This window comes from Geoglobus sp. (genome assembly GCF_054018175.1).
Map to the genome: position 1 here is coordinate 1 of NZ_JBPLZQ010000114.1, position 12,468 is coordinate 12,468.

Consider the following 12,468-nt stretch of genomic DNA (forward strand, 5'->3'; position numbering starts at 1 on the left):
CAGACATGTGCAGTGCGAGGGCAAAGCCGGAGACGAAAGAGTACCTCATCACTTTTCTGGTGGGAAAGACCCTGTAGATCGCGAGCATTAGAATGGAGGAGATCAGAAACCTCCAGAAGCTCGCAACCGTTCCGGGAGCACCGGCAAGAACCGCGAGTATTGAGGCTGAAGAGACCGCCATAACCGCGATGATCAGGAGGAGGTAGTTTATCATTGGCCATAACTTTTGCGGGATTGCTTAAAAACCATGGCCCTCTCCGGTGATTTTGAAAGCCTTAACAAAACCAGAAAAGGTATTTTATTAGCAACGACGAGCTTTCGGGGTGAAGTGCGTGATAGTGAGAGAAAGGCTCCACAGCTACGCTAAGGAGCTCGCGAGGGGTGAGGACTGGGACATCCCTTTCGTCTCCGTGGAAATAAGGTCCTCCAATCCCGAAACCTACGTGAGCTGGTGCAACGAGATGGAGAAGCTCGAGATAAACTCCGTGAGGGGTGAGGCAGGAGACGAGTGGATCGAGCTCGTTGTGAAAAGCAGGGACAGCTCGGTGAAGATCGTATTCAACGGAGACCTTGCGAGGGAGATAGGAAGAGTAATCAGGATGACAAGGAAGTAGAAATTTCTTTTACGATTCTGGCAAAATTCCGGCATGAATTTTGAGATTTCCGATCGGAGAACCATCCTGAAGGTTGATGGCAGGACTGTTTCGTGGCTGAACTACGAGGCTGAAGAGAGCGGAATCTACCTGATAGACACGCTCACCCGCAGAGGGATTCGGTGGACAGGAATATGCCGGACAGTTAGTGGAGTTCGCATTGAAGTATGCTGAGAGATTCGACGAAATTCTCATTTCCTGCCCGTACATAAAGAGGTGGATTGAGAAGAATGGCTACAAAAGCGAAAAGATCAGGTTCACCGAGCTGCTCAAGTTCAGGGAAGAAACCGAGGTGTTCAACCGACACCACGTGCCAGAAGCTGTCGCGAGGTATGCAGGATACGAGGACGACTTCGAAGACGTGGTTCAGGAGGTCTATGCGGAGATAGTGGACTACGGGGAAGATGATGAAGGGTTCCTTGTAACATACAGGCTGAAGAAGTTTTAGCCGAATATCAGCCTCCTAATCTCATCCCAGTAGCCATCAACCTTCTTCCTCGTATCCTCATCCATCTCAACCACGTCGGGCCACTCCCTCTCGTAGCCCTCCTCCTTCCACTTCTTCGTCGCATCAATACCCAGCTTTCCTCCAAGGTTTGGTTTGTACGAGGCATGATCAAGGCTGTCGAGGGGTGAGTCTGGAATGACGACCACATCTCTCGCAGGGTCAAACCTGCTCGTAACGGCCCACATCACCTCATTCATGTCGTGCACATTCACATCATCGTCCACAACAATCACAACCTTCGTCAGGCTTAGCATTCCCGTGCCCCATATCGAGAACATGACCTTCCTCGCGTGCCCCGGATAGCGCTTCTTTATCGAGACTATGGCCAGATTGTGGAACGTAGCCGAGATCGGAAGGTTGATGTCCACGATGTCAGGGTGGATCATCTTTATCATGGGCAGGAATATTCTCTCCGTGGCTTTCCCGAGCCACGCGTCCTCCATTGGTGGTTTTCCGACCACTGTAGCATGATAAATCGGGTTCTCGCGGTGGGTTACGCATTCAACATGAAACACGGGATACGGCTCTGCCGGCGTGTAGTAGCCGGTGTGGTCACCGAAAGGTCCCTCAGTCCTGAATTCATCGAGCTTCACGTAGCCCTCGAGCACGATTTCTGCCGTTGCTGGGACCTGCAGGTCCACAGTCTCGCAATCAACCATCTTCAGCCTTTTCTTCCTGATGAAGCCCGCGAGCATGAACTCGCTCATGTTCTCCGGCAGCGGTGCGGTTGCAGAGTAGAGCGTTGCAGGGTCAACGCCAATTGCGACGGCAACCTCAAGTTTGTCCACCCCCATCTCCTTCAGCTTTTTGTAGTGCAGCGCCCCGTGCTTGTGAATCTGCCAGTGCATGCCCGTGGTCTTTTCATCAAAAACCTGCATCCTTTACATTCCCGCGTTTAGCACATCTGTCTCAGGGTCCCTGGTGATTACGACGGGAAACGTTATGAACCTCCCGCCATCCTGAGGCCAGCACTTCAGAATCGGGAATTTCAGCAGGTTGGGATTGTGATCCACGACTTCCTTCACAGGTCCATTCCTCACCTTCTTCGGGATAAAGCTCACCAGGTCCTTTGCCGAGGATAATGCTTTGAGGCCATCGAGGACCGACTCGGGCTTCATCCTCGCAAGCTCCACAAGCTTTTCTCCGATGCTCTCGAGCCTTTCAGTCTCAAGGGCGAGCCTGACGCGCTTATCGCTCGCAAATGCGTTTATCAAAACAGGAATGCTATAGCCCTTCGGGTTCTCGAAAAGCAGAGCCTTTCCACCCTGCTTGACCGCCCTGTCAGCAATCTCGGTGATTTCAAGCTCAACGCTAACCTCACGCGTTATCCTCGCCAGCTCGCCCTCCTGCTCGAGCCTGGCAATGAACTCCCTGAGATCTTCGTAGGCCATGGTCGAATTTTAGGCCAGTTCAATTAAAAAACTTGCCACACGACAAAGGCTTGGCCAAGTTTTATAAGTTTTAAAAGCCAACACACTAACATGCCAAAACAGATCATGATTGAGGTCCCCGATGAACTCGAAGAGCTGATCCGAAAAAATCCGGAAATTAAAGAAAGAATTACGGCTGAACTTATTGCTAAGATGACTTTCGATGAAATGATTAGCGGATCTGTGTCAAAAGACCTTCTGAACATGCTTGCCTCTTCAGAGGATGTGGATCTCGAAGATGAACTGAAAAAGCTTAAAGAGATCAGGAACAGAGCCAGGGAGAGGATCAAACGGTGATCAACACAGTAATCGACACCAGTATCGCCATAGAGAGGTATAAAAACGGCGAGGAAATCCCAGAAAACATAACAATCGTCACCGCCATGGAGTTCCCACCAATCCTGAATTACAAAGGTCTAAAGGGCAAAATCTACACAATAACGCCAGAAGACCAAGTCCTTGCAATAAAACTTCAAAGGCTCATGAGAAAAATTGGCAAGCCGAAATCTGTGCCTGACCTGCTAATAGCCGCAATATGCATCAACAGAGGTGAAAAACTGGTAACCAAGGATAGTGACTTTTCGGAAATCAGTGAAGTGTCGGACCTAACTGTCGAAATACTCTGACGACCAAATCGGCAGAGAACTGGCTCAGAACTCATGCAGGCTCTTCTGCTTCAAACCATTCATCATCCTGTCAACGGTCTTCCACTTCCTTCGAACTATATCCGGAACCTCACCGTTTTTCAGCCTCTCCTCCAGCCACTTCCTTGTCCTTTCGTCCGAAGCATATCCGCTCCCGAAATCTCCGTATTTCTCCTTCAGCCTTTCAACCATCTCATCTCTGAGGCATTTGGCAATTATCGAGGCAGCAGCAACAACAGGCTCTTCTTCACCATAATGCTTCGCAACAACCTTCTTTCCGGTCAGCCTTTCAAGCTCTTCCGCAAGCCTCTCATGCCTGACGTCAAAGCTGTCCACTAATGCCACATCCGGATTGAGCCCGGATATGATTCTGGCACATGGTTCCTTCAGGATCTCATTTACTGTCCTGTCCTCCATCATCCTGTCGAGTTCTGCTGGCTGAATAACTACAGCTTCCCATTTCACAACTTTTTTCAGCTCCTCAGCGATCTCCTTTCTCCTTTTCGGCGTTAGCTTCTTTGAGTCCCGGACTCCAAGATCAACGAGCTTTTTCAACAGCTTTTCATCACACGCAACACCGCAAACCACGAGCGGGCCAATAACCGGACCCTTTCCTGCCTCGTCAATTCCCGCAATTATCATTCTGGAATGTTCTGATGCGATGGAAGATAAAGCTATTGCAGGCACTCAGCACTGGCTGATGGAAATCGATGCGGTGCAGTAATCGAGAGTTATTCTGAACCCTCTGAGAAATTCGGCCCCCAGAACAACCTCCTCAACATTTTCCGACGTTTCAATAAACCCATCCCTGTAGGTGCTGAGGGAAGTCACGACAATCCTGCCAAATGCTCCAGTGGACTTCACGACTCGCCTGTCCGGCATCAGCAGATTTCGCTCCACAAGCCTGAGTTCGCTGAAACCGGCACTTCTGAACACATCTTCAGGGACTATTGCAAATCCCTCGAATCCCGTGTCAATCAGTGCAAGAACGCTGCCATCTTCAGGAAACGACATGGAAAGCAGCGGGTTTTCTATGCGGATCTCGATCAGCGGTGTGCCATCCACTATCTCCATCCTCTCCTCACCACGGGCTTCACCGGCTTTGAGGACAGAATGGTGACCTCCCTCGGGTCTATGTTCTTTGCCTTAAGAATTTCTGCCAGCTCTTCCAGATTTTCCGCCTCTGCAACCTGCTCATCTCCTTTAAAAGCTCTGAAAACAATTTTGTATTCTTCAATCTTCGAGAAGTAAAGCCTGAGAGCCTGCTCTATGACTCTGGACAGTGCTCCCTTGCCCCCATCTCTTGCATGTTCTCTCAGCTTTCTCTCAATTTCATCGTTCAGCGATATGGTTATCGTGCCCACGTAATTAAGTAGCGTTTAATTAATACTTAAATATTTTCGAAGCAGAAAAAATAAGGTTAGAAAGCCTTCAGAACCCCATCTTCAGCCCCTTTATCGGCAGCCTGCCCTTCTTCATCCTCTTCATCAGGCTCTTCATGGTGTTGTAGTACTTCAGCAGCTCCTTGACCTCCTGCGGGGACGTCCCGCTGCCGATGGCGATGCGCCTTATCCTCGAACCATCTATGATTTTAGGATTCAGCAGCTCCTCTTCAGTCATCGAGTCCATTATCACCCTGAACCTCTTCATCTTCTCCTGAGTCATTTCCAGGGCGTCATCGTCAACCTTCACCGACATGCCCAGGGGGAGCATTTCGAATATCTTCCTTATCGGCCCCATCTTGTTCATCGCCTCAATCTGCTTGTAAACGTCCTTCAGCGTGAACTCCCCCTTGAGGAACTTCTCCGGGTCGAGCTCCTCCTCCTGAGTTATCCGCTCTATCTTCTCGAGCAGAGCCTTTATGTCCCCCATTCCAAGCAGTCTCGAGATAAAGCCGGCAGGATCGAAGCGATCGAGGTCGTCAACCCTCTCTCCAGAGCCAATGAATGCTATGGGTATCTGAATCTGCCTCGCTGCCGATAGGGCACCTCCACCCTTGGCGGTTCCGTCGAACTTCGTTATGATTATCCCGTCTATGCCTATCGCATCGTGGAAAGCCTGTGCCTGCTTGGAGGCGAGCTGGCCTATTGCAGCGTCGAGCACCAGAAACTTGTAGTCAGGCTTTGCAACCTTCTCGATCTCGATCATCTCCCTGATCAGCTCATCCTCGAGCGCATGTCTTCCTGCGGTGTCGATTATTATCATGTCGTAGTCCTTCAGCTCCTCAAGCCCGTTCCTGACAATCTTGACGGCATCCTTCTCATTCCTGTCCCCATAAAATCCAACGCCGATGGTTTCTGCAAGCTGTTTTAGCTGGTCGTAGGCAGCGGGCCTCCAGGTATCTGCAGCTATAACGGCGGTCTTCATTCCCCTGTCCTTGAAGTACTTGGCAAGCTTTGCGGTCGTTGTTGTCTTTCCGCTCCCCTGCAGACCGACGAGCATAATTCTGGCCTTTTCGAGGGGGATCTCAAGGCCCTCTCCGACCCCCTTCAGCAGCTCTTCGTAAACGATCTTGATGATGTGCTCCCTCGGGTTCAGGCTCTTCAGGGGTTCATCGCTCAGGGCTCTTTTCCTGATCGCATCGGTTATCTCCTTGACCTGCCTTACGTTAACATCAGCCCTGATCAAAGCCCTCTGAATGTCCTTAACGACCTCATCAACGAGATGTTTATCAATTGAGGATGATCTTGCGATTTTTCTGACAACGTCCTTGAGAGCGTCAAGAGCCATGAGGTAAGGTTAATATGTCAGGTTATAAATTTTCCTTAGATGGAAGTGAGAACTGCAAAGGTCTTCAACCCGTATCCCGCTGGAGAAACTAACGTTTACATAATAAACAGGGAAGTTGTTTTCGATTCTGGAATAAATCTTCCCCAGTCAGTAGACATGCTGAAAAGGGCGCTTGACGAGGTGAACCTCGACTTCGAAAGTGCCAGGCTCGTGATCTCTCACCCCCACGCCGACCACTTCGGCTCGGCATACCTCTTCAGGAATGTGATGGCCCACGAGAACGCGTGCTACAAGCTCTACGATGCCGAGAAAAGGTACTTCGAGCTCGTCTATGCGCACTTCAGCCTCGAGGGCATGCCAGAGGTGCTTGCGGAGAGAATGATGGAAAGAGCAGAGAAGAAGTACGCCGGACTCGTGGAGCCCTGCACGTGCTGTGGAAAGGTCGGCGACAGGATAAGGGCAAACGGAGACATTCTCGAGGTAATCCACGTTCCAGGACACTCATACGGCCACATAGCACTCTACCACAGGGAGAGCGGGTCGCTCTTCTCGGGAGACATACTGCTGAACGGCATAACTCCCAACCCGGTCATAGAGCCGACGAACGAGATTGAGAGGATGCCCGTCCTCGAGCAGTACTTAGACACACTGAGGAAGCTCTACCGGCTCGAGGTGAGCAGGGTTTACCCGGGGCACAGAAGTACCATAAACGATCACAGGAGGGTGATTGAGGAGTACGTAACGAGCTTCGAGAGCAGGAGCTTTCAGGTTCTTGACGTGGCTGAGGGCAAGACCGCATTCGAAATCGCCACGACGCTCTTCGATGACATGACGCAGCTTTTCCTGATAATGTCCGAGACCATTGCCCAGGTCGACTTCCTCGCCAGCAGGGGATTTCTCGAGAAGAGAGATGACGGAAGGTACAGGGTCACGGCAGAAGAGAGAGAGCTCGAGGAAGTGTGGAGAGGAATAAAAGAAGAGATACTCCGAGCATGAGGAGACTCTTTCCGTCCGGCCTTCGGATCGCAAAAACTGCGCGGTAGCTGAAGGACTTCGAGTAGAGTGCCTCGGCCATGTTCAGTGCCCTCAGAACCGCTGTGGAGATGAACGCCTTCATGGCCACCGCGTACCTCTCCAGCCCCCTGCCCTCAGTGACGAGCCACACGTTTTTCAGGTCGTTTGCGAGAAGCGGAAGTGTTGCGACGGCCATCTGAACCACCACGACGAACCTCTCGGGCACTCTGAAGAATACCATCGCACCCCCAAGCTCGGACACGCTTGACGAGTAGACGATCGCTCCAGCGGAAATTATACCTGCAAAGGCCAGTGAGGACGAGAGAGAGTACTCGAAGCTGAAGAACGCGCCCGAAATCAGGACGAGGAGTAGAAAAGGCAACATTGCGAGAATCAGCCTCAGGTTCCTTCCGGAGGAGAAGTACGTCGAGACCGCTATCGCTGAAAGGGAGTAAACGGGACTGAAACCGGAGGTGTGAATGCTCAGGGAAAGAAGAACTGCCGACAGGAGGGAACACCTCCCCTCTAAGTCGCCCTCCCTCAGGCCCCTTACAAGGCTGTCGAGGATCAAAGCTCCACCACCCTGTCGCACTTCTCTGCGAGGTTCTCATCGTGAGTTGCTATGAGTGCTGTCTTTCTGTGCTTCCTGAGCAGATAGACGAGCCTGTTCCTGAAGTTCACGTCCTGCCCGGCGGTAGGCTCGTCCAGAAGGAGGATGTCGTGTCTGAACGCTCTCGCCAGGCTCACCCTCCTCATCTGACCCTGGCTCAGCGACTGCGGATGCCTGTCCTCCAGACCCTCAAGCCCGAAGTCCCGGATGAGCTCGCGACTTTTCACCTCTTCCATAACCGTTCTGGATGTCAGGTGGTAGCTGGGGTTCTGCAGGGAGATTCCGTGGTCAATTCCCTGCCCTCGCATCTCCCGCGCAACCCTCATGAGCAGCGTCGTCTTTCCAGATCCGTTGTCCCCGACAACCGCAACCAGCTCCCTCTCCCTGAGAACAACAGAGCCCTGAAAGACCACGTCACCCACATCTCCACGAACCTCTGGGAACTCTTCAACTTCCATCCCCAGATCCAGCCTCTCAGGGAATCGGGCTGAGAACTCGATGCGGTGGTCGGATACGACGACGAATGTGTCCTCAAGGATCCTCAGCAGCCTCTCCACATTTCTCCTGCTCAGGTGAGCGAAGGGTTCGTCCATGAGAATCACCCTCCTGCCGGAAAGCATGGCCGAGAGTATCTCCACCATCTGGAGCTCCCCCGTGGAGAGCTCGAACGTCATCCTGTCCAGGAGGTGTGCCAGACCCATCTCTTCGGCAAGCTCCCTCGCGTTTATCCTCGCATCCCTCACGCTCGCACCAAGCTGAACTGCCGGAAAGACGAGCTCGTCCTCCACCCTCAGGCAGCTCACCTGCTCGGCCGGATTCTGCATGACGAGGTAGGCAGTCCGGGGAGATGGCTGCTCGCCGAAAACCCTAACCCTGCCAGCGAACTCCCCGCCGTAGAACTCTGGGATCATTCCGTTGAAGGTTCTGAGCAGCGTGCTCTTTCCACTTCCCGTCGCTCCAGAGATGAAGCAGCTGTCCTCTATGACTCCCTCCATTCGAGAGATCGCAGGAACTCCATTCGGGTACGTGTATCTCTCCACTTTAAACTCTATCAGAGTTCCATCCCCTTCTGGACGAGCAGATCTCTCACGTACCTGTAAACCACCACTGCCAGCAGGTGATCGACGAGCATATCCTGTGGGATGTAGATGAGCACCGTCGCAGCGAAGATCACGAACGTGAACGACCATGCGGGAATTCCGAACATCTCTACCGCGCTCTGTGCCCACGCAGATAAACCAGCATTCCCGACCGCGAACCTGTAGAAGACGGCAAATCCAAGCAGGTAGATCGGCACTGCAGCAATCAGCGTTGAGAGCCACAGGGCAACAGTCCTGCTTCCGAGCTTTCTCGCGAACAGACCTGCAAGGAACGCAGATACTGGAAAAGCAATGAGGAATCCGGCGGTGTGACCGAAAAACACCCCTATTCCGCCACCTCCGGCGGCAAAAGGCAGACCAATTGCTATCATTCCGAGATAGATGAGCTGGCTAAGGAATCCATATACGGGGCCGAGAAGAAATCCCGACAGCATTACGGCGAAGTTCTGCATGGTGTATGGGACTGGTCCTACCTTGAAGCTCACCTGGGCCGACAAAGCTGTAACGGCGGCCATCACTGTGGCCAGGCTTAGTCTGTACAGCTCCCTGCTCTCGTTAACCTTCATGCGAAACTGGTTAACAAAGTTGTTTAAAGGCGTTGCGGTAAATCTGTCACGATTTATCAAAAAGTATATATCTAAGGCCGAGATATAACTTTCATGAGACTGCCACCGCTCAGGAGGGGACAGTTCGTTGCCCTCCTCTCGATAGCTCTGCTCATGATAATCGTAACGCCGATGACCCTGTACCTGGACCTCTTCTCACCCTTCGGAAAGTTCTGGAAGTACAGCGACTTCCAGAGCATTGAGCTGAACACGCCGTACGGAAAGGCGAGGATAGAGTACGACGACTACGGAAATCCAACAATAACTGCGGAGAACATGGAAAGCCTGTTCTACGCCACTGGATACGTGCAGGCAAAGGACAGGCTGTTCCAGATGGATCTTCAAAGAAGGCTGATGAGGGGCGAGCTTTCCTAGGTGTTCGGAGAGTCGCTCAACGAAACGGATGAGTTCTACATAAAGATGGACTTCGTCTCGGCTGCTGAGGCCACATGGAAGTACTTCGAGAACTCTGAGTTCGCACCCCTGCTGAAGGCATACTGCGACGGCGTGAACGACTACATCGGCAGCGGAGAGCTACCCATAGAGTTCAAACTGCTCAACTACAGACCAGACCCCTGGACTCCCGTTGACACGTTCCTCGTGAACAAGCTCATCGCGTGGGGGCTTACGGGAGACTTCTGGGACCTCGAAAGGGCGTACATACTGAAAAAGCTTCCCGAAGCCAGAGAGCTGTATCCAGATGAGCTCAACCACAGCTACCCGATAATCTACCAGAACATACCCAACATTAACAGGAGCCTCCTTGACTGGCTCAAAAACTTCGAGAGAGACGAAAACGCTGGTTCAAACAACTGGCTGATCTCAGGGAAGTACACGGCCAGCGGAAAGCCCATTCTGGCAAACGATCCGCACCTCAGCCTCCGCGTTCCACCAGTCTGGTACAGAATGCACCTGAAAGCAGGGGACTTCGAGGTGTGGGGTGTGACGTTCCCCGGAATACCTGTCATCGTCATCGGACAGAACAGGTACGTATCCTGGGGAGTCACCAACGTGGGAGCAGACGTCATAGACTTCTACACCTACAGGTTCGACGGGGACAGGTACCTCTACAAGGGGAAGTGGCTCGAGGTTCAGAAAGAAACAAAGACCCTCAGGATGCTGACGGACGAGGGCATCAAGGAGAAAAAGGTTGTGGTGGAGAAGACCATCCACGGACCGCTCATAGACAAATACGGTGTGAGGGTTGCCGTTGCATGGACCGGGCTTTCGGCAACCACAGAGCTGAAAGCAATATTCGGTCTCAACAAGGCCAGAAACGTCAGTGGAGCCATAGACGCCCTCAGGTGGTTCTACGTTCCTGCCCAGAACTTCGTGATCATTGACAGATACGGAAACACGGCATACTATCCGGCAGGGAAGTACCCGATAAGATACGTAGATGGAGAACCGGTTGCCGGAAACGTGATATTCAACGGGAGCAGAGGAGACGGAGAGTGGAGGGGGTTCAAGCCCTACGGAATATCAACCTGGGAGGGTTTCGTGCCGTTCGAGGAGATACCTCACCTACTAAACCCCGACTTCGTGGCGACCGCAAACCAGAGGCCGGTATACAACTTCAAGTACTACCTCGGGGACAGCGGGTACTTTGCCGACCCGTACAGGGGAATGAGAATATACGAGATGCTCGAAGAGAAGGTCAGAAGCGGGAAGAAGCTGACGGTTGAGGACTTCATCGAGATGCAGAAGGACGTGTACTCCAAGCCGGCCGAGTTCATTGTCGGGGATATAAAGGAGAACCTGGATAGGATTCCGTTTTCAGACAGGGTAAGGCCGTACGTCAGTGAGCTCCTGAACTGGGACTACAGAATGACTCACGACTCCAAGGCCGCACTCGTGTTCTCGGTGTTCCTCGACGAGTACATGAACGAGACATTCTACGACGAGTTCAGCAAGGCCGGACTTGGCAGGGACGAGTATCCCAAGCTCTGGGTGCTCCAGAACCTCGACGAGAACAGCAAATGGTTCGACGACATCAGAACTCCAGAAAAGGAGACCAAGTGGGACATAATCGCGAGGGCAATGGACAGGGCCGTTGAGAGAATTGAGAAGAACGGCTACGAGAGGTACGGAGACATAAACAGGCTCGTTGTCGTGCACCCCTTCTCGCCCAAGGTGCTGTTCCTGAACTACCCGGTTCTCGAGATGAACGGCTCAAAGTACACGGTTTACAACTTCAGGTACAGCTACAAGCCGGACCAGGCCGGCAGCAGCTGGAGGATGATAACCACGTTCGACAACACAAAGGCGATAATGTATGGAGTCATTCCGGGAGGAAACTCCGGCAACTACTTCTCTAAGCACTACGACGATCAGCTTGAGATGTGGAGGGACTGCAGGTACATAGTCACGGAGGTGGGAGGATGAAGAGGTTCGCACTCCCGGTTTTTGTACTCGGCGTGGCAGTATCAGCGTTTCACTGGATAGGCATGTGCGTGGCAGGGTTCGGGCTATCCTTTTACGGAAGGTCAATAAAAACCAAGCTGGCGTTTGGGGCAGTCGGAGGACTTATCGTGTGGCTGGCGTTCGTCATGTACCTGTCGAGCGCAGGCATTTACGACAAGGCAGCACAGACTGGAACTCTCTTCAATCTGAGCATTTTCTTCGCTGTTGTACTCGGAGCCGTCGCCGGGCTTGCGTCATCGTTCGAACTCGAATACTGAATTCTTCAATTTTTTACGCGTGAAAATCCTTCTCGCCCCTCAGCGCGAGTGCAACATTGGCCCTGAGCGTTACCTCAAAATAGTCCCTGTCGGGCTCGAGAACCGCAAACCTCTTCGGCAGAGGGATTGCTATGAATTCCCCGAAGTCCTTGTTGTTCTTCCCGACGTAGATGTCCACGAAATCCCTGTCCTCCCTGTGAAGGAGGATGTAAACGTCCTCCTGGTTCTCTCTCACGAGTCTCATCAGCTCGTCAACGGTAAACCTCTGAAAGATGCTGCAGCATACCTTCTCCGCCTCATGCGAGGATTCATCTTCGAGGCTCATCATTCACGGTAAGGTGAACACAGCTTGTATTTATTGTTTGCGTGATTTTTCTCCCGCTTAAATAGGCCGGACAACCCTGGGGAGTTCATGAAAAGGTTTAAATCAGTACCGGAAAACTGGTGCTACGTGATCGCAATAATCAACTACGGTGCAGGAAACCTGAAGAGC

Annotated in this window: 15 protein-coding genes and 3 pseudogenes; 8 read left to right on the top strand and 10 right to left on the bottom strand. The window is 52.2% G+C overall.

The window, feature by feature from the left end; translation table 11 throughout:
• Positions 1–214 (bottom strand): annotated as a pseudogene (locus ACXJJC_RS09055) (DMT family transporter); the annotation flags it as partial.
• Between the two features lie 109 nt (positions 215–323).
• Here ACXJJC_RS09055 and ACXJJC_RS09060 point away from each other — a divergent pair.
• Genes ACXJJC_RS09060 through ACXJJC_RS09070 form a run of 3 tightly spaced genes read left to right on the top strand, consistent with a single transcriptional unit; the run spans position 324 to position 1,101 of the window.
• Positions 324–614 (top strand): hypothetical protein, encoded by a 291-nt coding sequence (locus tag ACXJJC_RS09060; RefSeq protein WP_456371168.1) that lies wholly within the window; start codon positions 324–326, stop codon positions 612–614.
• A 33-nt stretch (positions 615–647) separates the two neighbouring features.
• A complete protein-coding gene (locus ACXJJC_RS09065; RefSeq protein ID WP_456371170.1) occupies positions 648–827 on the top strand; it encodes a hypothetical protein in 180 nt (59 codons plus the stop codon).
• Positions 814–1,101: a hypothetical protein gene (locus tag ACXJJC_RS09070; protein WP_456371172.1), complete on the top strand. Its 288-nt coding sequence runs from the start codon at positions 814–816 to the stop codon at positions 1,099–1,101. The genes ACXJJC_RS09065 and ACXJJC_RS09070 overlap by 14 nt, the downstream gene beginning before the upstream one ends.
• On the opposite strand, the pseudogene ACXJJC_RS09075 reads toward ACXJJC_RS09070, so the two are convergent.
• A pseudogene (locus tag ACXJJC_RS09075) lies at positions 1,098–2,552 on the bottom strand (menaquinone biosynthesis decarboxylase). The gene ACXJJC_RS09070 and the pseudogene ACXJJC_RS09075 overlap by 4 nt on opposite strands.
• 90 nt (positions 2,553–2,642) lie before the next feature.
• Between ACXJJC_RS09075 and ACXJJC_RS09080 the strand changes: the two are divergent.
• Together ACXJJC_RS09080 and ACXJJC_RS09085 are read left to right on the top strand one after the other, a co-directional pair.
• A complete protein-coding gene (locus tag ACXJJC_RS09080) occupies positions 2,643–2,888 on the top strand; it encodes a hypothetical protein (RefSeq protein WP_456371174.1) in 246 nt (81 codons plus the stop codon).
• Positions 2,885–3,217, top strand: coding sequence for a PIN domain-containing protein (locus ACXJJC_RS09085; RefSeq protein ID WP_456371175.1), 333 nt, complete (start codon positions 2,885–2,887; stop codon positions 3,215–3,217). Before ACXJJC_RS09080 ends, ACXJJC_RS09085 begins: the two co-directional genes overlap by 4 nt.
• A 24-nt stretch (positions 3,218–3,241) precedes the next feature.
• Here the strand turns inward: ACXJJC_RS09085 and rnhB are convergent, their stop codons facing one another.
• The 4 genes from rnhB to ACXJJC_RS09105 form a co-directional block, all read right to left on the bottom strand.
• Positions 3,242–3,877, bottom strand: a complete 636-nt coding sequence (gene rnhB / locus ACXJJC_RS09090) for a ribonuclease HII (RefSeq protein WP_456371177.1) — start codon at positions 3,875–3,877, stop codon at positions 3,242–3,244.
• Between the two features lie 45 nt (positions 3,878–3,922).
• On the bottom strand, positions 3,923–4,309 hold the full coding sequence (locus tag ACXJJC_RS09095; protein ID WP_456371179.1) for a clan AA aspartic protease: 387 nt from the start codon (positions 4,307–4,309) through the stop codon (positions 3,923–3,925).
• Positions 4,300–4,599 (bottom strand): ribbon-helix-helix domain-containing protein, encoded by a 300-nt coding sequence (locus ACXJJC_RS09100; protein WP_456371181.1) that lies wholly within the window; start codon positions 4,597–4,599, stop codon positions 4,300–4,302. Before ACXJJC_RS09100 ends, ACXJJC_RS09095 begins: the two co-directional genes overlap by 10 nt.
• A 67-nt stretch (positions 4,600–4,666) precedes the next feature.
• Positions 4,667–5,965, bottom strand: coding sequence for a signal recognition particle protein Srp54 (locus tag ACXJJC_RS09105; RefSeq protein WP_456371183.1), 1,299 nt, complete (start codon positions 5,963–5,965; stop codon positions 4,667–4,669).
• A 39-nt stretch (positions 5,966–6,004) separates the two neighbouring features.
• On the opposite strand from ACXJJC_RS09105, the gene ACXJJC_RS09110 reads away from it, so the two are divergent.
• Positions 6,005–6,961: an MBL fold metallo-hydrolase gene (locus tag ACXJJC_RS09110; RefSeq protein ID WP_456371185.1), complete on the top strand. Its 957-nt coding sequence runs from the start codon at positions 6,005–6,007 to the stop codon at positions 6,959–6,961.
• Here the strand turns inward: ACXJJC_RS09110 and ACXJJC_RS09115 are convergent.
• The 3 genes from ACXJJC_RS09115 to ACXJJC_RS09125 are packed head-to-tail and all read right to left on the bottom strand — an operon-like array spanning position 6,894 to position 9,255.
• Entirely contained in the window at positions 6,894–7,550 is a 657-nt protein-coding gene (locus ACXJJC_RS09115; RefSeq protein ID WP_456371186.1) for an energy-coupling factor transporter transmembrane component T family protein, read from the bottom strand. The genes ACXJJC_RS09110 and ACXJJC_RS09115 overlap by 68 nt on opposite strands.
• A complete protein-coding gene (locus ACXJJC_RS09120) occupies positions 7,547–8,629 on the bottom strand; it encodes an ATP-binding cassette domain-containing protein (protein WP_456371194.1) in 1,083 nt (360 codons plus the stop codon). Before ACXJJC_RS09120 ends, ACXJJC_RS09115 begins: the two co-directional genes overlap by 4 nt.
• 11 nt (positions 8,630–8,640) lie before the next feature.
• Positions 8,641–9,255, bottom strand: coding sequence for a biotin transporter BioY (locus ACXJJC_RS09125; protein ID WP_456371196.1), 615 nt, complete (start codon positions 9,253–9,255; stop codon positions 8,641–8,643).
• A 171-nt stretch (positions 9,256–9,426) separates the two neighbouring features.
• Between ACXJJC_RS09125 and ACXJJC_RS09130 the strand changes: the two are divergent.
• Together ACXJJC_RS09130 and ACXJJC_RS09135 are read left to right on the top strand one after the other, a co-directional pair.
• Positions 9,427–11,679, top strand: a pseudogene (locus ACXJJC_RS09130) (penicillin acylase family protein).
• The gene (locus ACXJJC_RS09135; RefSeq protein WP_456371198.1) at positions 11,676–11,975 is read left to right on the top strand and encodes a hypothetical protein; all 300 of its coding nucleotides are present in this window, start codon (positions 11,676–11,678) and stop codon (positions 11,973–11,975) included. Before ACXJJC_RS09130 ends, ACXJJC_RS09135 begins: the two are co-directional and overlap by 4 nt.
• Positions 11,976–11,988: 13 nt before the next feature.
• On the opposite strand, the gene ACXJJC_RS09140 is transcribed toward ACXJJC_RS09135, so the two are convergent.
• Positions 11,989–12,303 (bottom strand): hypothetical protein, encoded by a 315-nt coding sequence (locus ACXJJC_RS09140; protein WP_456371200.1) that lies wholly within the window; start codon positions 12,301–12,303, stop codon positions 11,989–11,991.
• Positions 12,304–12,468 lie beyond the last annotated feature (165 nt).